At 39.1% G+C, this 21,310-nt stretch carries 18 protein-coding genes; 3 read left to right on the forward strand and 15 right to left on the reverse strand.

All coding sequences use genetic code 11. From position 1 onward, the window contains the following. The first annotated feature begins 82 nt into the window (after nucleotides 1-82). On the forward strand, nucleotides 83-634 hold the full coding sequence (locus BUA72_RS23435) for a DUF4251 domain-containing protein (RefSeq protein WP_047452831.1): 552 nt from the start codon (nucleotides 83-85) through the stop codon (nucleotides 632-634). Here BUA72_RS23435 and meaB read toward each other — a convergent pair. Then, nucleotides 631-1,614: a methylmalonyl Co-A mutase-associated GTPase MeaB gene (meaB, locus tag BUA72_RS23440; RefSeq protein ID WP_072925648.1), complete on the reverse strand. Its 984-nt coding sequence runs from the start codon at nucleotides 1,612-1,614 to the stop codon at nucleotides 631-633. The genes BUA72_RS23435 and meaB overlap by 4 nt on opposite strands. Nucleotides 1,615-1,754: 140 nt before the next feature. Here meaB and BUA72_RS23445 point away from each other — a divergent pair, with 140 nt between their 5' ends. After that, on the forward strand, nucleotides 1,755-2,045 hold the full coding sequence (locus tag BUA72_RS23445) for a c-type cytochrome (protein ID WP_047452832.1): 291 nt from the start codon (nucleotides 1,755-1,757) through the stop codon (nucleotides 2,043-2,045). Nucleotides 2,046-2,066: 21 nt separating this feature from the next. After that, on the forward strand, nucleotides 2,067-2,354 hold the full coding sequence (locus BUA72_RS23450; RefSeq protein WP_034727040.1) for a c-type cytochrome: 288 nt from the start codon (nucleotides 2,067-2,069) through the stop codon (nucleotides 2,352-2,354). A gap of 72 nt (nucleotides 2,355-2,426) precedes the next feature. Here the strand turns inward: BUA72_RS23450 and BUA72_RS23455 are convergent, their stop codons facing one another. The 14 genes from BUA72_RS23455 to BUA72_RS23520 all read right to left on the reverse strand — a co-directional run bounded on the left by BUA72_RS23455 (nucleotide 2,427) and on the right by BUA72_RS23520 (nucleotide 21,273). After that, the gene (locus BUA72_RS23455; RefSeq protein WP_072925651.1) at nucleotides 2,427-3,425 is read right to left on the reverse strand and encodes an enolase C-terminal domain-like protein; all 999 of its coding nucleotides are present in this window, start codon (nucleotides 3,423-3,425) and stop codon (nucleotides 2,427-2,429) included. Nucleotides 3,426-3,428: 3 nt separating this feature from the next. Next, nucleotides 3,429-4,031: a hypothetical protein gene (locus tag BUA72_RS23460; RefSeq protein WP_072925653.1), complete on the reverse strand. Its 603-nt coding sequence runs from the start codon at nucleotides 4,029-4,031 to the stop codon at nucleotides 3,429-3,431. 63 nt (nucleotides 4,032-4,094) lie between these two features. Next, nucleotides 4,095-6,686, reverse strand: coding sequence for a T9SS-dependent M36 family metallopeptidase (locus tag BUA72_RS23465; RefSeq protein WP_072925655.1), 2,592 nt, complete (start codon nucleotides 6,684-6,686; stop codon nucleotides 4,095-4,097). Nucleotides 6,687-6,766: 80 nt separating this feature from the next. Continuing rightward, nucleotides 6,767-7,267 (reverse strand): tetratricopeptide repeat protein, encoded by a 501-nt coding sequence (locus BUA72_RS23470; protein WP_072925658.1) that lies wholly within the window; start codon nucleotides 7,265-7,267, stop codon nucleotides 6,767-6,769. Further along, nucleotides 7,254-7,952, reverse strand: a complete 699-nt coding sequence (gene prfH / locus BUA72_RS23475; RefSeq protein WP_072925661.1) for a peptide chain release factor H — start codon at nucleotides 7,950-7,952, stop codon at nucleotides 7,254-7,256. Before prfH ends, BUA72_RS23470 begins: the two co-directional genes overlap by 14 nt. 1 nt (nucleotide 7,953) lies before the next feature. Then, nucleotides 7,954-8,505, reverse strand: coding sequence for a hypothetical protein (locus tag BUA72_RS23480; RefSeq protein ID WP_072925663.1), 552 nt, complete (start codon nucleotides 8,503-8,505; stop codon nucleotides 7,954-7,956). Between the two features lie 157 nt (nucleotides 8,506-8,662). Continuing rightward, nucleotides 8,663-10,054 carry an RtcB family protein gene (locus BUA72_RS23485; RefSeq protein ID WP_072925666.1) on the reverse strand — a complete coding sequence of 464 codons (1,392 nt, stop codon included), beginning with the start codon at nucleotides 10,052-10,054 and terminating at the stop codon, nucleotides 8,663-8,665. Between the two features lie 26 nt (nucleotides 10,055-10,080). Further along, nucleotides 10,081-10,815 (reverse strand): hypothetical protein, encoded by a 735-nt coding sequence (locus BUA72_RS23490; protein WP_072925669.1) that lies wholly within the window; start codon nucleotides 10,813-10,815, stop codon nucleotides 10,081-10,083. 411 nt (nucleotides 10,816-11,226) lie between these two features. Continuing rightward, nucleotides 11,227-12,207, reverse strand: a complete 981-nt coding sequence (locus BUA72_RS23495; RefSeq protein WP_072925672.1) for a M28 family peptidase — start codon at nucleotides 12,205-12,207, stop codon at nucleotides 11,227-11,229. Nucleotides 12,208-12,281: 74 nt separating this feature from the next. Then, nucleotides 12,282-14,402: a methylmalonyl-CoA mutase gene (gene scpA, locus BUA72_RS23500; protein ID WP_072925674.1), complete on the reverse strand. Its 2,121-nt coding sequence runs from the start codon at nucleotides 14,400-14,402 to the stop codon at nucleotides 12,282-12,284. 138 nt (nucleotides 14,403-14,540) lie between these two features. Further along, the gene (locus tag BUA72_RS23505; protein ID WP_047452754.1) at nucleotides 14,541-17,576 is read right to left on the reverse strand and encodes a reprolysin-like metallopeptidase; all 3,036 of its coding nucleotides are present in this window, start codon (nucleotides 17,574-17,576) and stop codon (nucleotides 14,541-14,543) included. Between the two features lie 136 nt (nucleotides 17,577-17,712). Beyond that, nucleotides 17,713-19,815, reverse strand: coding sequence for a prolyl oligopeptidase family serine peptidase (locus BUA72_RS23510; protein ID WP_072925677.1), 2,103 nt, complete (start codon nucleotides 19,813-19,815; stop codon nucleotides 17,713-17,715). Between the two features lie 93 nt (nucleotides 19,816-19,908). Next, nucleotides 19,909-20,583: a hypothetical protein gene (locus BUA72_RS23515; RefSeq protein ID WP_072925679.1), complete on the reverse strand. Its 675-nt coding sequence runs from the start codon at nucleotides 20,581-20,583 to the stop codon at nucleotides 19,909-19,911. A gap of 18 nt (nucleotides 20,584-20,601) precedes the next feature. Continuing rightward, the gene (locus tag BUA72_RS23520) at nucleotides 20,602-21,273 is read right to left on the reverse strand and encodes a hypothetical protein (RefSeq protein ID WP_047452757.1); all 672 of its coding nucleotides are present in this window, start codon (nucleotides 21,271-21,273) and stop codon (nucleotides 20,602-20,604) included. Nucleotides 21,274-21,310: the final 37 nt, after the last annotated feature.

Genomic DNA, 21,310 nt, shown 5'->3' on the forward strand with positions numbered 1-21,310 from the left:
ATTTACAATTTTTATTCCAAAACGGTTGAGAAGGAATATATTTGCATACATTTTGCTATTTAAATTTAACAATTATATGGTTATGAAAAAGTATATCTCACTTATATTTATTTTTGGATTTCTTTTTTTCTTTCAGAGCTGCTCATCACAGGGCTCATTAGAATCCAAAACAGTAGATGCACTGGTAAATTCTCAGGAGCTTACTTTTTATGCACAGCGTGCCAATCCTACCAACTATGATGTGATCAATGTAATGGGCAGTATTCAAAATGCTCCCACTACAAGAATGCTACAGTTGGATGAAAGAAGCTACAGTATTGTTATTACAAAAAATAATGTGGAGGTTACCCTTCCTTATTTTGGAAGACTTTTTACCCCTTCATACAATACCGCAAATAACAGTTACCGTTTTACTTCAAAAGATTTCACCATCAATAAATCTCAAAATAAAAAGGGAAAATGGACTTTGAAAATTAAACCTAATGATGTAAGAAATGTAGATGAAATCAATATTGAAGTCTTTAAAAACGGGAAAGCATTTGTTTCAATGAGAAGTAACGACAGACAGCCTATCACTTATGACGGTTATGTGACTAAAAATGAGGAAATGCCAAAAGAAAAGGAGACACTTTAATCTTTAGATAGAAATTTCTCAACAAATATTTTTGCTTCAGTACTGGGATTAGAAACCATTTCTGAAGCATTTTTTTTGTGCTGTACATAAGCTTCCTCCACAGAGCTGCTTCTTTTCATCATCGCCAGAATATATTCCTGAACCCAATATTCAAAACGTTTTTCAGCCTGCTGGGTACGAACTTCATTGAAACGTCCGGTTTTCTTTTTCAGATCAATGAATTCATTGAGTTGGGTATAAATCTCATCAAGACCTTCATTGTAAAGAGCGGAGCCCAGTAAAACAGGGATTTTCCAGCCTTTTTCTTTAGGAGGAATAAAGTCCAGGGCCCGCTTTAGCTCGAGTCTTGTATTTTTTGCCTTCTGCAGATTGTCCTGGTCTACTTTATTGATAAAAATAACATCTACCATTTCCATGATACCCCGTTTGATTCCCTGCAGCTCGTCTCCTCCTCCAATGATTTTGAGGAATAAAAACACATCCGTAATGTCTGACACCAGCACTTCTGACTGCCCTACTCCAACTGTTTCAATCAGAATATAATCATATCCTGCCGCTTCGCAGATCATCATGGTTTCAAAAGTGGTATTGGCAACGCCGCCCAGAAATCCTGAACTCGGGGAAGGGCGGATAAAGGCATTTTCCTCCTTGGCCAGTTCTTCCATTCTCGTCTTATCTCCTAAAATACTTCCTTTGTTGATAGATGAACTGGGATCAATAGCTAGAACCGCTACTTTCTTTCCGTTAGCAATCACCAATCTTCCGAAATTTTCTATAAAAGTAGATTTTCCGGCACCGGGAACTCCCGTGATTCCAACCCTGGCAGAGTTTCCCGTAAAAGGCATAATCTGCTTCAGAAGCTCTTCTGCCTGAGCTCTGTGTTCGGCTTTTTTACTTTCAACTAATGTAATAGCTTTTGCGATCAGGCGTTTATTTCCTGACCGTATTCCTTCGATTAGTTCTTCTGTAGAAAATTTCATTGATTCAAAAGTATAAAAATAACCTTCAAACTCCCATACAAACGGACGTTAATTTTATTTCTTCTAAATTAAAACTAAGAGCCATCTTATCAATGGGAGAGGGAAATTCCTACATTTGCTATTCATCAAAATTAAGAAACATGAAAAAAATATCCGCTGCTGCATTATTTATCTGTGTATTATTGGCTTCCTGTACCCCAAAAGCCTCTACAGCCGGACCTATAGGACCTGCCGTTTCTACTGCAGAACAATTAGCACAAGGAAAAACAATCTTTGAAAATGCGTGCGGAAGATGCCACAAACTCCCGGATCCTACAGCGCACACGTCTGTACAGTGGGTAGGAATCATGAATTCGATGGCTCCAAAAGCGAAACTGACTGATGAGCAACACCAGTGGGTTTACGATTATATTGTTTCTGTGAAAAAATAATCACCAAATCAAAATATGGGTATGAAAAAAATAATCTTAAGTATGGTGGCAGGTGCCGTGTTTATGGTATCATGCGGCCCCAAAAGTACAGCAGTGACCGGACCAAAGTATACCGCGTCTGAACAACTGGTTCAAGGGAAAACTATTTTTGAAAATTCATGCGCCAAATGTCACAAACTCCCCGACCCGGCTAAACATGATGATCAGGGATGGATCAAAACATTAAGCAGAATGGCTCCGAAAGCTAAATTAAACGATGAGCAGCACCAGATGGTTTATGATTATCTGATTTCTGCGAATAAGAAATAGTGTTTGAGAGTTGGAGAGTCGTTGAGTAGGAGCGTTTAAGAGTATCGGTGTGCAAAACTTATCACTTATAACCTATAACTCTTTCAAACCGATTCCCAGACCGGGTTTTCCGGATAGGATTATTTTTCCGTTTTCTACATAATTTCCGGAGGCATAGTCATTGGAGATCAGATTGGCTCCATCCAGATCTGCAAAATCGGTAAGACCTGCCAGCACACAGCCTGCGGATATACCAACGGTGGATTCTGTCATACATCCAATCATGACTTTATAGCCCAGTTCTTTTGCTTTTCTGATCATTTCCAACGCCGGAGTGAGCCCGCCACACTTCATCAGTTTGATATTGACACTTTTGTAGTAAGGCAACAGCTCTTCTAGGGAATTGAAATCCTGACAGTCTTCATCTGCCATCCAGTTTGCAGGACTTTCTTTATTAAGGATTTTGTAATTTCCAACCGGTCTTGGCTGTTCCAGATAGGAAAACTGAGCTATCATTTCATTTTCCTGAAGCCAAAGACAATCCTGGTCTGTAAAGCTGGCATTGGAATCCAAAGCAATATGCAGGTTTAACCTCAACAGTTTTTCAATATTCTCATGATTTAAGCCTTTACATTTTACTTTAAACCTATTCCAGCTGCTGTTTTCTATTTTCCGGATCTGGTCATTGATATCGGCCACAGAAATCGTAATAGAGCTTTCCACTAAATGATCGGAAGGAATCGTATTTAATTCGATAAAACTTTTATTTTCAAGCTTTCCAAACAGATCCCAATAAGCACAGTCCAAAGCAGACAGTAAAAACGAATGCAGATTCATTGTTGAAAGAAAAGTGAAAAATTCACTGGGATGAATGATGGTCTGGTTTTCCAGCAATGTCTTTATCTCCTTTAATCTAGCAATAAATTTTTTAAGGTCAATCTGATAATAATCTATCGCTACACATTCGCCATAGCCTTTACAGTTTAAATAAGATAATTCAACCAACAGGGCTTCCCTTTTGTCATAGTTTCCATAGGCAATGGAGAAGGTTTCTTTTAACTTCAGTTCTTTTATTTCCCAACTTATTCTCATACTCTAACTAATCCATTGTTCTACTATTTTAATCTCAACCCATTTACCGTTGACTTTCTTGTAAATTGCTGTATACCCACTCCCACTCAAATAGCCGCAGGAGATAGAATTTTCAACGATACACATTGTCTTCTCTTTATTAAAGAAAGGTACCGATAACTTTCGAAAACATTTATTCCCGAATTTCGTGCGAAAGGCAACCCAAAAATCTTTTTTACCATTTTCCGTTAATTTGTCGAGGTCTTCCTCTGTAGCATACTGTAATGGTCTCTTTATTTTTGTTGTATCCAATTTGAAATTAAACGTGGTTTTTGCCTGATTTTTATAGTACGCAGAATCCCTAATTAAAAAAACGGAATCATACTTTAGGATAACACTTAACGGCAGGGATTCATCTTCTCTTTTTTCAAAAAGATAAACCGACTTTAATGGGACAATAAATATATCATTCTTCTCCTCAGAAGACATACGTTCATTATCAATTAGCTGATTCAAAACTTCATATCTTAAATCTAACTCTTCATCTATAACACTGGTATTCAGATTGATTTCACTTTTCTTACATGAAATCATTAATAATAAGACCAAAAAAATATACCCTTTCATATACTAAAGCTACAAAAAAAGAGACCACAAGTGATCTCTTTCATTATTTACAGCTTAATAATTTTATCTTACAATCAGTTTTTCAGTCTGTGCTTTTTCACCCTGCGTGATACGCACCATGTAGACTCCTTTTTGAAGTCCTTTCGTAGAAACTGCTTTTTTAGATTGAGAATCTCTTGCGTCAGAGAATACTAATTTTCCGGACATATCAAACATTTTAATCTGAACGTCTTTTGAAGAAGCATCTAAATTACCCACAAAGAATTCGTCATAGGTCGGATTTGGGAAGATAATGAATTTATGATCTTCTTTTTTAATATCCTGAGTGGCTAAAGCCGTATTACATTCATCAGGAACAATAAAACTTTCAACCTGATCATTCGCCGTTGCTCTCACTCCTGCTGAAGCACCTGTTCCCAATCCTCTTTTGGCAAATGCCTTCCAGATCATACATTTATCAAGACCGGCATTTCCAACTAAATCGGCCTGAAGAATTGCGTCACGCCCATCAATAAATGTCGGACTGCAAGCCTGCAGTTTAAGTCCATCTACCACAAGTTGCAGCGCTTTTGCATTCCCGGAAGTAGTACTTGCCAGTACATCACTGTTATATCCGTATTTTTCGATGTATTTCCAGGTAAGATCCCAAAGCATGCTCGCCCAGATGAATCCTATAGCGTGTGAACCTGAAACCGTATTTGTATTTCCGTAGGTATAGCTGTTTACGGCAAAATCCGGAGAATATTTCGCAGGTCTGATTCCCAGTCCTGTAGTAGGCTCTCCTTTTGCGTAGGTTCCCATTCCTCTTGCCAAAGCAGATGTATCGCCCGGTCTTGTGGTCAGCATTAAAGCAAAATAATCAGACCAACCTTCGCCCATCTGTTCTGCACTGTTGGTTGCAGAAAGACAGCTGTAGCCCTGACCTGTCAGTCTGTTTGAAATTCCATGTCCGTATTCATGGGCGATGATCCCATTATCAAGGCTTGAATGTTTAAAACCATTAAAATCATTTCCTAAGGTAGCATTGATTGTGTTTCCGTTTCCAAGCTCGGTCACCATATACAAACCTTCTGTTTTTCCGATATTAATAGAAGGAATGGTTACCTGTCCTCCTGAAGTTCCTCCTCCCATAGCGATTGGAGTATCAGTAGACGGCCTATAAACAATAGCTCCCACTGCACCGGCTTTCTGAGCATTCAAGACTTTAAGCCCGTATTCACAGGTCGTACTTGTAATCACTGCTATTTTACCGGTAAGACTTCCCAACGCGGGCTGAGTACATGCATCTGCAGGCACTGAAACCGCAAGATCACCTGTCACAGTCTGTCCGTCAAACAAAAGTTTTCCAAAAGATGCACTTCCGGTCATTACTTTAGGTCTGCTGACCGCTGTTGCCGGCGTATTATACTGATATCTGGAAATAGGATCTGCTGCGGTTTGCGTTCTGTCATAGATATACATCTGCATCCTTGGAGCAGCCAGATAAACCTGTCCGTTAATCGTTGTCTCATATCCTGAACTGAAATTGGCGTTGTTCAGACCGCTTCCATCATACGCTTCTGCGTTTACGGCATCACCACCCATTCCTAAGTTTGTGAAATTTTTGGTCTGGAAATTTCTTGCAGCTTCCGTAAAGCCGAATTTATAGAAAACATCATGCATCTTATTATTCATATAGAAAAGATTCGTGATGGCTGCATCTCTGTGTGTGAAAGGGCTGATGTATCTCCCCTCATCAAAAGGAAAATCAAAGTTCAGCGCACTTCCTCCGTCCGGCGAATATCCTGGACTATTGGTATTGTTCTGATCAGAATAGGCATACACGTTATTTCCTCTTGTATTGGTATAGCTGGTCACTCCATCAGAATGCCATCCTTCAGGAGAAAATGTAATATCCCAAGGATTATTAAGGAGAGCACGCTGCCCAAATGTAGGTGCTTCTACAGGAAGTGGAAAAACATTGTAAGAAGCATTGGTAGGAGCAAGCAGACTGTTGGCTGAAACTTTATTCGATGCTCCTGCAAAACCAGCTGTAGCCGGTTCAGAATCTGAATACTGAGTACCGTGTGATTCTGATTCACTGTCTGAGTGGCTATCATGCGTAAAATTACAGTCTAAGGTTAGATTGTCTTTAGCAAGAACTTCTCCCGTATCTGCGTCAGCGAGTAAATGCCATACATCCGCTGAGTTTTTATCTGAAACAAAGAGTTCTTTTGCCAGTACATAGACTCCATTTTTTTCAAAATATACGTTTGGAAGGTAGTCTACTTTAGAAATTTCATGAAGTTCCAGCTTCTGTTTAAGAAGATCTTCCGGGAAACTTTCTTTAGCCTTTTTCTGGCTGGCAACAGTGATGTCTTTTTTAAAATCGTTTTTTTCAGAGATAATTTTATCTTCTTTGATCATTACTTTACCCAAAGCATTGTAGACTCTAAGTCCTGCGTAGGTCTGCTGAACATTCACCACATTCACGCCTAAACTTTTGGAAGCATCTTCATTTAAAATAATAACTCCTGCTCCTCCATTTTTTTGTGCGATCTGTCCACTTTCCTGATAGTAATTCTGAATAAGCCTGTTTGAATTTTGTGCATTCATTTTGCCAAAAGCAAAGAATACGGCCACCGACACCGGCCATAAAAATAATTTTCTATCCATAAGGTTGTTTTTTTCGCAATAAAGTTATGATTTTTTAACAAAAAAAGATATTTGATCTAATATTTTTAATTAAAAAAGATTTATTTCTTGCTTTTTTTGGTTTTTACCATCTTATTTTTAATGAATTTGGATCTAGACTTTAAAAAATCAACCATATTTTGATTATAACTGTATTTTTTTGCTTCTTTCAATGGTTCCAACGCTTTTTTATATTCCCCTCTGATCTCAAACAGCAGCGATTTTTGGATCAGAATCCGCGATTTATCAATTCCTTTGATTTTTAAAGCATAATTGATGAGTTTTTCGGCTTCATCCAGATCTTCATTATCCAAAAGGCATTTGATATAGTGTAAAGGCGTGTTGAGATTAGACACATTGCACTGCATGGCTTCTTCAAAATACATTTTTGCTCTTTCATAATCGGTGAGCATTTCACTATAAATTCTTCCCATCAGACACAGGCTGTCTGCATCTTCGGGGTCGTAGGACAAAGCATAATTCAGGGCTTCCAGGCAATCCGGAAGGCTGTATGGATAATTATCCAGAGCTTCAAAATAATATTTACTTTTAGTTAAGGTCATGTCTTTCGTTTTTTAATTCTTTTTTCAGGATATTCCGTTGTTTTTTAAATGATTTATCCTGATGATTCTTTTTAAAATCTGTTCCTGAAAATGTACGGACCGGGCTTCCTCTCTGTACCTGCAGATGATTGTTCCACGTGTCCTGCATTCTTTTTTCAAGCTGTTTGATGTAAAGTCTGGTTACTTTCTCTTTCAGCCGCATAATGGCCAGCTTTTTATTTTCCAGCTGCGACCGTGAATCCTGCGCAAATACGCTTTCTCCGGTGGGTATATGCACTGCACGGACCGCTGTATTTACTTTGTTCACATTCTGACCACCACTTCCCTGACTTCTCGTAGTCTGAAACTGAATATCTTTTTCATTGAAATTGATTTTCTCCAGTCCTTCCAGCTCGAAAACACCGATAAACCAGTTGCTCCTTTTATGGAGTTTTCTGAACGTGCTTTTCCCGGTCCAGCATATGCTTCCCAGCCATGTTTTTAAAAATTCATCCAGTTCTTTTGCTTTTAAAAGCAGGGTTACGGATTTTAAAGTCAGGTTTTCATCACCATTCTCGCGGTGAATGACTTCGTAATCTATTGCATTGTTTTTCACTTCCTCTAGGAAGACCTTCAGTACTTTAGCAGTCACCCACTGGCATTCTAAAGGTCCTCTTCCTGAGGTTATTTGTATGAGTTTTTCCATTTTAATCTACTTTAGGAATTTCATTTAATTTTGGATGACCAACAGGGTCAATTCCTTTTTCCAGCAAATTTTTGGCAGCCATTACAGCCCAGCATTTATCACTGGAATGGATGTTTCTGTAAAAAGTCAGCAAAATATCCGGCTTAACAACAGTAAAACCATCTATCTCAATCGTTTCGAGATCATTTTTTTCAAAGAAATCTATGGTGATTCTATGAGATTTCCCGTTTTCGAGTTCTACCGTTTTCTCATATCTCCTGAAATTTTCTTCACTCTGCAGATGATCATACCGGGTCCATACTTTCTGAAAACCTTCGTGTTGAATGACCATGACCGCTTCTGCGGCATTTTCTTTTTTTACAAAAACATCAATATCCTTATGGTCGTGGGCATGTTTGTATTCCGTATGTCCTTTTTCCGACATAAAATGCCACGCCCAGCCACCGGATATGATGACTTTATCCTTTAATTTATTTAAAATTTCAAGTCCGTGGTGGATTCTAAATTCCGGCCAGACTTCTCCGTATCTTTTTATGTTATGAGATGCTCCCATTTTTCTGTTTTTTGTTGATTAATACTGATAAGAATCTATATTAACCCGGTTGTTTATAAAACCTTATAGGTTCTTTGAAACCTATAAGGTTGAAAGCTGTAGGTTTATAATGGAAAGCAGAGTTCTTCTCACTGACGACTATAAACCAGCAACTTCATTATTTATCCATTCTCACAATTCTAGGTTGAAATGTTCCGAGAATGTCCACCAATTCACTTTGTGCATTCATCACTTCGTGAATATCTTTATAAGCCATCGGTGCTTCTTCTGTGTTACCACCCATCAAAGTCACTTTCTTCAGCTTCAGTTCTTTTTTGATATCGTTCTGAGTGAAAAGGCTTCTGCATTCTCCTCTCGAGTGAGCTCTTCCTGCTCCATGTGATGCTGAGTTCAAAGAATCAGGGTTTCCTTTTCCACGGACGATAAAACCTTTTGCCGTCATGGATCCGGGAATCATTCCCAATTCATTTTCATTGGCCGGTGTAGCGCCTTTTCTGTGGACAATCACTTCTTTTCCGTTATGGATTTCCTTCCATGCGAAATTGTGGTGATTCTCGATTCTCGCTCTTACCCTTCCACCGACAGCTTTTACAAGCCTTCTGTGAATGTCATCGTGACAGGCAGAAGCATAATCACCGGCAAGATTCATCGCCGTCCAGTATTCCAGGCCGAGGTGGGTGTTCATATCCAGCCAGGCAAACTGCTGCGCTTCTTTTGGCAACGGACACTGATCTGCAGCTACTCTTGAGTAATATTGCGCAATCTCAGCCCCCAAACCTCTGGAACCACTGTGAGAAAGTATTCCCAGGTATTTTCCTTTTGGTAGTCCGATCTGATCATCTTCTTCCGTGATCTCTACTTCTCCGAATTCCACGAAATGATTTCCGCCTCCTGATGAGCCCATCTGCTTAATGGCTTTTCCTTTTAATCTCCTTAAAATCGGGATCATATCGAACGTATCTCTCTCAAAGATTTCATGATCTATGTGAGATTTGTGTGTTTCATACATCCCGAATTTGGTATGTTCCGCAAGCGCTTTTTCATATTTATCTCTTGCTCCGTCCAGATATGAAACCGGTATATCCAAAATACTGAGGCTCATCCTGCAGCCGATATCCATTCCTACTCCGTAAGGGATTACTGCTTTTTCTACCGCCAGAACTCCTCCTATCGGAAGTCCATAACCGCTGTGTGCGTCAGGCATTAGAGCGCCCTGCGTTGAAATCGGCAGTTTTAAAGCCGTATACAGCTGGTTTTTGGCTTCTTCAGAAATATTGCTTCCAAAGATCTGGAAGGAAGCCCGCTGGCTATTGAGCATTCTTTTTTCTGTTTTTCTGGATGAAAGCAGAGATTCTGCAATCTGTCCGAAAGTCAGGTCTTTTTCAAAGTTCTCCGGATTCAGGAGGATGTCTTTCAAAATAGATTTTACATGGTGAATGTTCTTCGTTGCAAAATTTCTTTTCATGACCTCCAAAGCCACGTTGACGCTTTGATTATTTGGATATCCCAGTTTTAATATATCTTTTCCTTTTAGTTTTAAATTTCCCATTGTTTTTGTTTTAAATCATATTGGACCTATAAGTCCTCAAAATAGGCTGCAAGCTCTGTTGCAGACATGATGCAGTCGGCATATTTCCTGCTTTTGATAAGATCAGTTTCATATTCCCATTTCCAGACATTTGATTTACCATAGATCTTTTTCCGGATGATTCCCGCTATCTTATGCTGTTCCACATAGGCTTTTATTTCAGCATATTCTCTCTCGAGATCCAGATCTACAGGTTTGTAGTGCGTGATCATATTGGGCTTTATCCGTAGTGTAAATCTCCAGGGTTCAGTGAATTCGTAATACGTTTCATTTCTTTTTCTGAATGGATTGTATTCTTCTTTTTTAAGAAAATACGGCCTTTCTCTGGGGCTGAGCCCAAACTTTGGATCTGTCCATGCATAGGAAGAAACAGTATTGAGTCTCTGAGGTTTTTCCACATATATTCTTCGTCCGAACTTTCTTCTCTTTTTCAGAAAAAGCCGGCTTTCGGAGTACATGTACGTGGCGATCTTCTTCAGAATTCCTTCATAGAAATCTGCATCTTCTGATCTTTTCACGTCATCATTCAGCACGAAGAATCTTATAAAACCTCTCTGATAGGGTTTTTCCAATGGAATCCACGGAATATTCCTTCTGAGGTACCAAAGCTCTTTACTACGTTTATACTTTTTTCTTATCTGTTTTTCTACATCTTTTTTACCTGTTCTTTTTCTGCTTCTTGCGCTTCTCAGGCGGTGAAACAGAAGGTTATTATTTTCCATTAATGATAAGACACAAGATGTCAGGTACAGCATCCAAAAACATGGACTGTTTACATCTTTTCTTATTCAACTATATTTTAAGTTGATTGATTTTACGATAATGAACAGCGTGAAACATCGATCGTACATGATCTTTTCATTTTGTTCTTAAATGACACTAAAAAATTTCGGGGAAACTGGAGTTTAGATATTGCGCAATAAAAAACCCGAAATCTTACGACTTCGGGTTTTGATATTTCGTTGTACTATTATTCTAAGAGTATACCAAACCACGAAGCCTTACCACCATAAGCGGTACTCCAGCTGAAGAATTTTGATTCGTTTTGAACATTGCTTCGTTGTTTTTTTATTGGTTAAACTTTATTTTCAGGTGCAAATATAATATTTTTTCTGAATATCAAATTATTTTTTTTACTTCATGTGGATCAGGCTCAGAAAAATACCGTCTATTACTTTGGTCATTCTAGGAAGATCCAGTGTTTCCACAGTATCTGTTGTCTCATGATAATTTTTATTTCTGAAAAACGATGTATCGGTGATCATCAGGGCAGAATAACCAAATTTCCAATAGTTAAGATGGTCTGAAAAATCTGTTCCTTTTACAAATTTCGGAGCGGTAAAAGTTTCTGTTTTGATCTGGTTGGCTTCTTTAAACTGAGTCCTGAAATTATTTACAAAATCCCCGGCTCCGAACTTTTTGACCAATGTTATAAAATCTCCCTTATTCCCATAAACCCATGATAAAATCCCTAACGGATAGCTTTGTGAGTCCTTTTCGTCCTTGAAATACCCTATCATTTCCACACTAGCCATTCCGTATACGTCGATGTTGTGATCTTTTAAATACCGGGCATGGATGTGGCTTCCCATATTTTCAGTCCTGAAATAGGGAGGTTCTTCTAATGTATAGGCTACAAGATCTATTCTGTAATTCAGTTTTTGGCCCTTAAGCATTCTGGCGAGTTCCAGAAGGGCAGTCACTCCGGTAGCATTGTCGTCTGCTCCCTGCTGATCTCCACAAACATCATAATGGGCACCGATAATGATTCTTTTTTGATGTTCCGTACCGAAAGACGTGATGATATTTTTATAAATTTTGCCATCAACATTATATTCCTGAAAGGTCGTACTGTCCCCGTATTTGCTAAAATCCTGTTTAATATAATCCGCAATGGCATTCAGCTGATCCAAATTTTTGTGATTCCTGAATTCAGGGGTTTGTGTAAGGGCTGTGAGGTGGCTTTTAACCAAATTAATATCTGCCGGCACCGGAGATTTCTGAACCGGTCTGTTTCCGGAGTCTGCTGCAAAACAAAATACAGCTATAAAAATTAAGCCTGCAACAATAATGATCTTACTGGCTGCAGGCTTTGTTATATTTTTAAAATTCATCTCACGGTACTTTATGATTGGAGAACTGAAATTAGTACTTTTCAGCCAATCTGCACAGCAAGGGAAGTTTTATTTTAGTTTTCTAAAAATTTCTGTAGGATTTCCACCGCACATTTCGGGAGATTGGTTCCCGGACCGAAAATAAAATCAGCACCATTGGCATACAGGAATTCATAATCCTGCTGCGGAATAACGCCTCCTACCACGATCGTTACGTCATCAGCTCCCAGCTTCTTAAGTTCTTCCACGACCTGTGGAACAAGGGTTTTATGACCTGCTGCGAGAGAAGAAACGCCAAGGATGTGGATATCGTTTTCTACGGCCTGTTTGGCTACTTCTTCAGGGGTCTGGAACAATGGCGCCACATCGACGTCAAATCCCATATCTGCAAAAGCGGTAGCTACTACTTTGGCACCTCTGTCGTGTCCGTCCTGACCCATCTTGGCCACCATAATTCTTGGACGACGGCCTTCTGCCTCTTCAAATTTTTGAGTCAGATGAAGGGCTTTTTCAAAATATTCGTTTTTCCCGGCATTCATAGCGTATACTCCAGAGATTGTTCTGATATTGGCTTTATATCTTCCAAAAGTTTCCTCCATGGCATCACTCATTTCGCCAAGGGTTACTCTTCTTTTTGCGGCTTCGATGCATAAAGCTAGAAGGTTTCCATTTCCTGTTTTGGCACTTTCACGGATTTCGTTCAGGATTTCCGTCACGGCTTCAGGATTTCTTTCTGCTTTTATTTTTTCAAGTCTTTCGATCTGCTTTCTGCGGACTTCTGTATTGTCAATATCCAGGATCTCAATTCCGTCCTGTTTTAACGTAGTTCTGAATGAATTTACTCCGATGATGAATTCTTCACCGCTGTCTATTTTAGCCTGTTTTTTGGCTGCAGCTTCTTCAATTCTCATTTTTGGAATTCCGGCCTCAATGGCTTTGGTCATGCCTCCTTCCTGCTCTACCTCATCAATGTATTTCATCGCTTCCTCGATCATCTGCTGGGTAAGGCTTTCCACAAGGTTACTTCCGCCCATTGGATCTACCACATCACAGATTCCGCTTTCCTGCTGAAGGATAATCTGGGTATTTCTTGCAATCTTCGCTGAATAATCGGTAGGAAGTGCAATGGCTTCATCCAAGGCATTAGTATGCAATGACTGGGTTCCGCCTAAAGCAGAAGAAAGGGCCTCAATAGCCGTTCTGGTAATATTATTAAATGGTTCCTGCTCGGTAAGCGACCATCCTGAGGTTTGAGAGTGGGTTCTTAATGCTAATGATTTTGCATTCTGTGGGTTGAACTGCTTTAAAAGGGTTGCCCAAATGTACCTTGCCGCACGCATTTTTGCAATTTCCATGAAGTGATTCATCCCAATTGCCCAGAAAAATGAAAGTCTCGGAGCAAAATCATCGACATTCATTCCGGCTTTGATTCCTGTTCTTACATATTCAAGACCGTCTGCCAGCGTGTAGGCCATTTCCAGTACCGGAGTGGCACCTGCTTCCTGCATGTGGTATCCTGAGATAGAAATAGAGTTGAATTTTGGAATATTCTGCGCAGTGTATTCAAAGATATCTGCAATGATCTTCATGGAAGGAGCCGGCGGATAGATATAGGTGTTTCTTACCATGAACTCTTTCAAAATATCATTCTGAATCGTTCCGGAAAGGAGTTCCTGCTTTACCCCCTGCTCTTCGGCAGCTACAATGTAGAAAGACAAAATAGGAAGTACAGCTCCGTTCATAGTCATGGAAACCGAGATCTGATCTAACGGAATCTCATTGAACAGGATCTTCATATCTTCTACAGAATCGATCGCTACCCCGGCTTTACCTACATCCCCTACGACTCTTGAGTGATCGGAATCATATCCTCTGTGTGTGGCGAGGTCAAAAGCAACAGACAGACCTTTCTGCCCTGCGGCAAGATTTCTTCTGTAAAATGCATTGGATTCTTCTGCGGTGGAGAAACCTGCGTACTGTCTCACCGTCCATGGCTTCTGTACATACATGGTGGAATACGGGCCTCTGAGATAAGGAGCAGTTCCTGGAGAAGTCTGCGTTAAAGATTCATTTTTTACATCTTTTGGGGTGTAAGATGATTTTAACTCTAAACCGTCTTTTTCAAAATTATAGATCTCTCTTTCCAGAGGGTCTACGCTAAAATCTGGTTTTTTCACAGAAATTGTCTTTCGCATTCCAATAATTTTTGTCAGCGTAAAGTTAATTTTTTTGAACGAAACACGAAACTTATGTTAACATTCAGTTTTCCTGAATTTTAGGTCAAAAAAAAGACCGGACAAATGCCCGGCCTTTATTATAGATATACTTACTTATTATTTTTTGATAAGTTTAGTATTGTATGTGTTTTTGTCATCTTTAAGAGTGATCACATACATTCCTTTGATCAGTGATGCAACATTAATTCTGTTGTTACCATCTGTCTGACCTTGCTGAACTAATCTTCCGTCTGCACTGAAGATGCTGTAGTCAGCTTTTCCTTTAAGGTTCTTCACTTCCACGAAAGTATCCGCAGGGTTTGGATAGATAGACACTTCAGAAGTCTTAGGACCGCTTACATCATCTACTGCCAATCCGCTAGTGATTTTTACCGGAAGGTCCATAATACCTCCTGCTCCTGAAGCCAATTCTCCACATGCACTATCTAAAGCAGATGTTGCATATTTTGCAATAACTCTCATTCTAAGCAATTTACTTCCTGCATAAGCAGTAGCTGGAACCGTAAAGGTCTGTGCCGGGAAAGCAACACTTCCTACAGGAGAATTTCCTCCTACAGTGCTTACTCTTTCTGAAGCTTCAAACTGTCCGTTTCTGTTATAATCAATCCATACAGAAAGGTTAACAGGTCTTGTACTCATTTGGCTGTAGTTAGATGACATTAAGATCACAGGGGTCAAACTATACTGTGTTCCTTTTGTCAAATTAACTATTTTAGTAGGATCTTCACTTAGATCTTTATACGTTCTGAATGTAGGATCATCATGAACGATATTCGCAACCGTTACACGTCTAATTGCTGAGTAATCAGATATTCCAGAATTAAGAATACAGTAATCAACACCCGTTGTCAGGCCTTTTGTTTTAAGCGCATAATTAGCAGAGAAAGTTCCAGGAACACTGTTTACTACTGCAGCTACCTGTACTTCATAATTAGTTTCATCTTCAAGGCTGCTCAGAACCACAGAGTTTGTAGGGCTAGTTGCATTAGACCAGTTTGTAGTTCCAACTTTTCTGTAATTGATTGAATACGTAGCACCCGGTACACTGTTCCAGCTTACTCTCGCAGTTGTTTTGAAGATCTCCGTATTAATTGCAGTTACTCCCGTTGGAGCATTTGTCGTTGAAGTAGGAGCATCACCAACCGTTACCGCAGGAGAAACTGCGTAGAAAACATTTCCGATTGAAGATATTCTCAATTTAACTGGTCCTGTAATCGTAGATGGCATCTGAACCGTATAGCTACCTGTATTTGGTGTAGAAGCCACTAAATCTGTCCATGTAGTACCATTGTTAGATGTATAGTCGATTTTTACGTTAGGCGAGTTATACGGCGCAGTATTGGTATTGGCAACTTCCCACTGAATCGTGTTATTGGCATTTTTATACAGCACTGAAGAAGCAGTAAGTCCGTTAAATTTGAAAGGACCATCATTTCCGATAGTTGTTTGTATTTCAGCAGAAGACAACATTGGTCTTTGTGCATTTTCATCTCTTACCGTTACTGCATAATGTAAAACTCTTGGAATGTAAGATACCGTTTCCCAGTTTACGTTTGGATTATTGGCAGCACTTGTTTTATTGGTTAAAATCCCATTCATCACCAATGATAAGCTTGGGAAATATCTTCTTCCGCTTGTTGTTCCAAAATAAGATCTTGTCAACGCTCCTTCTGTGTTATATCCCCATCCAGCGTCACCAGAGATTGAAGCTCCATCAGTTACACTGTCATTTTGCTCCCATGTATATTTAATAGCATCACCCTGTGGATCTGTAGCAGAAGCATCAAGATAATAAGCCGTTCCTTTAGGAACAGTATAAGCCGTAAGAGCACTAATTACAGGTGGTGTATTCACTGTAATTTCTTCTGAAGTACCACATGCAGGCTTGCCCTCCAGACTTGTAAGGATCTGATCTATGGACTTATAATGGAAATACGCGTCAGAATTTGACTGAACGTTATCATCCGTAATTCCAGCATATCCCATAATGGTAGTTCCACCTCCCGGTTCTACGTTTGCATTTGAACCTTCGGATTTATTGGAAAATGTGTGATTTCCTCCCAGCTGGTGGCCCATTTCGTGAGCTACATAATCTATATCAAATAAATCTCCACTTGGGTTTGTATTTTGAGTAAAAGCAGAACCTTTAGCCAATGTAGTGGCAGTGGCAGGGTTTACACATGTAGATCCAATAGAACCGGCATTTCCGTTTCCACCGGCCGCATTGAATACGTGTCCCATATCGTAATTATCATTACCCACCTGTGCAGTTAGCGTTTGCTGCAGGTTTAAGTTCAAACTTCCTGTAAAAGGGTCTGTAGCAGCATCTGTATAAATAATATTTGGTAAATTCTGGATAATTGCTTTAATTCCAAAATCTTTTTCAAAAACTCCATTCACACGGGTCATCGTGTTGTTCATTGCTACAAGAGCAGGAGCCTTTTTCTGATCTTCCGTTGCAGTAGCAGGTACCCCTGCCAAATTCATAAAATATTGTGTATATTCTCCTGTAACTGCAAGAGCCAGTCTGTAGGTTCTATACTTTGTGCTGGACGGTCTGTTGTTAATCCCCAGATTAGAAAGATTTTTTTTTCCGTTAGCTTCTAATGATTTGATGTCTTTCAGATTCTCTTCGTCTGTACTGCATTCAAAACCATGCGCCCCTGCGGTTCTTTTTGTTTTATAGAAAACACCATACGTTTTCTTATCTGTTGTAATAGGTTCAATGAACTGGAATACCCCATCTTTAATGATCATAGACTGCATCTCATTGGGAGAAGTACTGAATCTTACAAATTTGGATGGATCATCAATACCGGCACCTATGTAAGAACCCAGCTGAAATTTATCTGCCATAGATTTCTCCATAACAGGATCACTATACACTGCAAATTTTTCAATTTTCCCTTCTGCTGTAGGCAAGGAAATAATAACAGGTTTTGCATTCTTACCTGTTTCTACTGCATCTTTTAGAATGTTTCTAAGTGATGTAAGGTCTACTCTGTAAGAGTGTTTTACCTCAACTTCATTTCTGATTTGAGATGATTTCTGCGAAACAGGTTCCCATCTCTGTGCGTTGAAACTGGCTACACCGGCTGTCAATGCACAAACTAGTAAAATTCTTTTTTTCATAACTGAACTACATGAATAGAATTAATAAATTTTAAATATCCACAACAAAAATAGCAATTTATAACATAGTACAATCAAAAAAAATGGCTAATTTTAATAAAATTAGCCATTTTGGTTTCTTTTTTGTTATTGATAACTATTTATTAATTCCCATTTCATATAAAGCAAATGAAATAAGGTCCGCATTTTCACTGATCACCTGTTCAGTGGCTCTTCCCGCTCCATGACCTGCATTTTTCTCAATTCTTAGTAAAATAGGATTTTTGCATCCCTGTTTTTCCTGAAGCTCTGCTCCGAATTTGAATGAATGCGCAGGAACTACCCTATCATCATGATCGCTGGTAATGATCATTGTGGAAGGATAACAAGTTCCTTTTTTCACGTTGTGAACCGGAGAATAGGATTTAAGATATTCAAACATTTCCTTGCTGTCTTCCGCCGTTCCATAGTCATAAGACCAGCCAGCTCCAGCCGTGAACTTGTTGTATCTCAGCATATCCAGAACGCCTACACCCGGGAAGGCTACTTTAGCAAGATCAGGACGCATCGTCATGGTAGCTCCTACAAGAAGCCCTCCGTTTGATCTTCCGGACAGCGCCATATATTCTTTTGAAGTATAGCCTTTCTTCTGTAAATATTCTCCTGCAGAAATGAAGTCTTCGAAAACATTTTTCTTTTGAGTCTTCGTACCCGCATCATGCCATTTTTTACCATATTCACCACCGCCTCTGATATTCGGTACGGCATAAATTCCTCCGTTTTCCATCCAGATGGCATTCACCACAGAGAATGAAGGCTGCAGGCTAATGTTGAACCCACCGTAAGAATAAAGGATGGTAGGGTTTTTACCGTTAAGCTTGGTTCCTTTTTTATAATTGATCATCATCGGAACTTTCGTACCGTCTTTTGAAGTATAGAATACCTGCTCAGAAACGTAATCATCCGGATTGAATTTTACTTTCGGCTTCTGATAAACTTCTGATTTTCCTGAATCTGCATTAAATTTATACGTGGTTCCCGGCGTGATGTAGTTACTGAAAGAGAAATACAGTTCTTTTTCCTCTTCTTTACCGCCAAAACCACCTATATTTCCTTTTCCCGGAAGTGTAATTTCTCTTACCAATTTTCCGGCTTTATCAAACTGTTTTACCTGATCGATAGCATCTACCATATAAGTAGCGAAGAAATACCCGCCTCCGGAAGAGATCCCTAAAACATTCTCTGTTTGCGGAATAACATCTTTCCAGGTTTCAGGGGAAGGATTGGTAATGCTTGTTTTTACCAGACGCATATTCGGAGCATCTTTATCCGTAAAGATAAAAAGATCATCTCCCTGTGTATCCACAATATTGACATTGATATCAAAGCCCTTATTGATCTGTACAAAATCACCGCCTTTTTTCAGGTCTTTGATGTACAATTCGTTTCCATTGGTAGCATTGGCAGCAGAAATGATCAGGTATCTCTGATCTTCAGAAACACCGGCTCCAAGATATCTTCTAGGTGTTTTATCACCTCCGAAAATCAGTTGGTCTGCAGACTGTTTTGTTCCTAATTTATGGAAGAACACTTTATGTTTATCCGTCATTCCGGAAAGTACCGTTCCTTCTTTTGGTTTATCGTAGCTTGAATAGTAGAATCCTTCATCACCCTGCCATGAAATGCCACTGAATTTTACATCAACAAGTGTTTCGTCGATCTGTTTTTTAGTGATGGCGTCGATGATGATGATCTTATTCCAGTCGCTTCCGCCTTCAGAAATAGAATAGGCAGCCAGGTTTCCTTTTTTGTTGAATGACAGATTGGAAAGTGAAGTGGTTCCTTTTTCTGAAAATTTATTCGGATCTAAAAATACTTCCGTTGCTTTGGTCTTATTGTTTGTTCTGTATAGGACAGACTGCGCCTGAAGGCCGTCATTTTTATAATAGTAGGTGTAATCTCCCTCTTTGAAAGGTGCTGAAATTTTTTCGTAATTCCAGATATCTCTCAGCTGATCCTTGATCTTATTTCTGAATGGGATCTTAGACAGATAATTCTGGCTGTAGGCTACTTCATCATCTACCCATTTTTTTGTAGCATCAGAATCATTTTCAAGATCTCTGAAAGGGTCAGCCACAGCGGTACCGAAATAGGTATCTGTCTGACTTCCTTTTATGGCATTAGGATAATTCATTTTTTGAGCATAAAAAGTTGCTGAAAAGAGGACTCCAGCAGTTAATAAAAGAGGTTTAAAATTCATAATCAAGGGTTTTATCAAAAATACATAAAGTATATGAAATAAAAAAAGCCCTGAAATCAGAGCTTTTAGTATAGAAATATTTTCTACAGTTCGTTATTTAGACCCGAAACTTTCAAAGTAGAAATCAGTTAATCCTGAAACTATTTCATCAGGACTCCCATTCCAATAGTATGTTTTTCCACCTTCATTCAGCTGATACAGGCTAAACTTCTGGTCGGTAACTACCGTTTTATCGGCATTTTTGAAATCTCTTACACTTTGAACCAGGTATTTTTTCAACTCTTCAGGCTTAACATTTTTAATATCACCAGGTGGAATATCGGAAAATTTCGCAGGAACCCTGAAACTTACGTAAAAATTTACCTCAGCAATTTTCTGATCTTCTACATGTTCATTCTGTACTATTTTTACATCTTTAACGGTGAGCTTTCCTTTCTTGAAATTCTCCATCATTGCACTAAAGTATGCTTCTGCTTCTTTTCTGCACGCATCGGCAGTTTCTTTGGGAAAAACAGATAAAAAATGATCTGTGCTTTCTTTCATCATTTCCAGCGAAACGGTATTAAAATCAACCTGATAAGCCGTTTCACCTTCTACGGTTGGCCTTAAATAATCATTCAACTTGTTCAGGACAGCAGTATCGTTATTCACGAAAGTACCAAAGTACATTTCAAAGACTTCAGAAGGTTTTTTCACCTCAGTCTGAGCCATCAGATTCTGACTTAGAACGGCCAACATCAGTAGTATGATGATTTTAAAATTTTTCATATTGATATTTTGTTTTTTTTAATGATTTAAGGTTTTAAAATAGGACTCATTCAGCTTCCAGACTAATTCCTGCGGGCCGCCGTTCCAGTAATAGGTGTTTCCTTCTTTTTTAACCTGATAAAGTTTAAAAACCTGTTGTACCGTCGTTTTCTTCTCTGATTTTGCAAAAGCTTTCGTTTTGTTTTTCAAATAGCTCTTCAAATCTTCTGCCGTCATTTTTTTGGCCTCTTCAAGTTTTAATGCAGAAACGTTTGTCGGAACAGGAAAGCTGAGATCCACACTAAGTTCTGTCACCCAACTGTTATCAGCATATTCATTTTTGACCTCCTTCGTATTTTTTACAACGTATCCCGTGTTCCTTAAATTGTTTAAAAGAGCACTGAAATATTCTCCCGCTTCTGCCCTGCATCCGGCCGCCGTTTCTTTTGGAAGATGGGCAAGGAAGCTTCCGGTAAGATTTTGAACCTCATCATTAAAAGATTTGTTCATGTCTATTGTATACGTATTTTCCGCTCCGAGGAATGGCACAAGATATTCATTAAGCTGTTGAAGCGCACGCTCATCCTGTTTTACAAAAGTATTAAAATACATCCCGAATACCTGCTCCGGTTTCAGAGCATCAGCTTGTGCAGACAGATTCTGAATACAGAACAGCAACATCAGTAATACAATTCTCATCGTTCCTTTCATAGTGTAGTTTTTTAATATGCTGAATTTAAAGCAAAAA

It is taken from the genome of Chryseobacterium sp. OV279, from assembly GCF_900128945.1.
Lineage (GTDB): Bacteria > Bacteroidota > Bacteroidia > Flavobacteriales > Weeksellaceae > Chryseobacterium.

What these genes read in the sequence shown, in the direction of transcription:
- BUA72_RS23435 (WP_047452831.1), top strand. Translation starts at nt 83, where the DNA reads ATGAAAAAGTATATCTCACTTATATTTATTTTTGGATTTCTTTTTTTC.
- meaB (WP_072925648.1), bottom strand. Translation starts at nt 1,614, where the DNA reads ATGAAATTTTCTACAGAAGAACTAATCGAAGGAATACGGTCAGGAAAT.
- BUA72_RS23445 (WP_047452832.1), top strand. Translation starts at nt 1,755, where the DNA reads ATGAAAAAAATATCCGCTGCTGCATTATTTATCTGTGTATTATTGGCT.
- BUA72_RS23450 (WP_034727040.1), top strand. Translation starts at nt 2,067, where the DNA reads ATGAAAAAAATAATCTTAAGTATGGTGGCAGGTGCCGTGTTTATGGTA.
- BUA72_RS23455 (WP_072925651.1), bottom strand. Translation starts at nt 3,425, where the DNA reads ATGAGAATAAGTTGGGAAATAAAAGAACTGAAGTTAAAAGAAACCTTC.
- BUA72_RS23460 (WP_072925653.1), bottom strand. Translation starts at nt 4,031, where the DNA reads ATGAAAGGGTATATTTTTTTGGTCTTATTATTAATGATTTCATGTAAG.
- BUA72_RS23465 (WP_072925655.1), bottom strand. Translation starts at nt 6,686, where the DNA reads ATGGATAGAAAATTATTTTTATGGCCGGTGTCGGTGGCCGTATTCTTT.
- BUA72_RS23470 (WP_072925658.1), bottom strand. Translation starts at nt 7,267, where the DNA reads ATGACCTTAACTAAAAGTAAATATTATTTTGAAGCTCTGGATAATTAT.
- prfH (WP_072925661.1), bottom strand. Translation starts at nt 7,952, where the DNA reads ATGGAAAAACTCATACAAATAACCTCAGGAAGAGGACCTTTAGAATGC.
- BUA72_RS23480 (WP_072925663.1), bottom strand. Translation starts at nt 8,505, where the DNA reads ATGGGAGCATCTCATAACATAAAAAGATACGGAGAAGTCTGGCCGGAA.
- BUA72_RS23485 (WP_072925666.1), bottom strand. Translation starts at nt 10,054, where the DNA reads ATGGGAAATTTAAAACTAAAAGGAAAAGATATATTAAAACTGGGATAT.
- BUA72_RS23490 (WP_072925669.1), bottom strand. Translation starts at nt 10,815, where the DNA reads ATGGAAAATAATAACCTTCTGTTTCACCGCCTGAGAAGCGCAAGAAGC.
- BUA72_RS23495 (WP_072925672.1), bottom strand. Translation starts at nt 12,207, where the DNA reads ATGAATTTTAAAAATATAACAAAGCCTGCAGCCAGTAAGATCATTATT.
- scpA (WP_072925674.1), bottom strand. Translation starts at nt 14,402, where the DNA reads ATGCGAAAGACAATTTCTGTGAAAAAACCAGATTTTAGCGTAGACCCT.
- BUA72_RS23505 (WP_047452754.1), bottom strand. Translation starts at nt 17,576, where the DNA reads ATGAAAAAAAGAATTTTACTAGTTTGTGCATTGACAGCCGGTGTAGCC.
- BUA72_RS23510 (WP_072925677.1), bottom strand. Translation starts at nt 19,815, where the DNA reads ATGAATTTTAAACCTCTTTTATTAACTGCTGGAGTCCTCTTTTCAGCA.
- BUA72_RS23515 (WP_072925679.1), bottom strand. Translation starts at nt 20,583, where the DNA reads ATGAAAAATTTTAAAATCATCATACTACTGATGTTGGCCGTTCTAAGT.
- BUA72_RS23520 (WP_047452757.1), bottom strand. Translation starts at nt 21,273, where the DNA reads ATGAAAGGAACGATGAGAATTGTATTACTGATGTTGCTGTTCTGTATT.